Raw genomic sequence first — 274 nt, forward strand, 5'->3', positions numbered from 1 at the left:
AACGGCTCGATCATCGAACTCGACGGGGGCATCCCGGTCCTCGGCTCACCGCTGACCATGGACGAGAGCGCCTTCAGGGTGCGGCATTCCCCGCCCGATCTCGGCGGCGACGGCCGCACCATCCTTGAGGAAGCCGGCTATTCCGGAGAGCAGATCGACCGCCTGATGGAAAGCGGCGCTCTTGTCGGCGAACGTCGCGGGGCAGCGGCATGAGCGTGCTCTTTTCCGTCGAGGACCACGTCGCGCGCGTCACCATCGACCGACCCGACGTGCT

The 274-nt window shown here is 67.2% G+C and carries 1 pseudogene; it reads left to right on the forward strand.

Annotation, left to right across the window (positions count from 1 at the left end):
* A pseudogene (locus tag WDW90_RS39355) lies at positions 1 to 213 on the forward strand (hypothetical protein); the annotation flags it as partial.
* Positions 214 to 274 lie beyond the last annotated feature (61 nt).

It is taken from the genome of Methylobacterium nigriterrae, assembly GCF_037106235.1.
GTDB classification, from domain to species: Bacteria; Pseudomonadota; Alphaproteobacteria; order Rhizobiales; family Beijerinckiaceae; genus Methylobacterium; species Methylobacterium nigriterrae.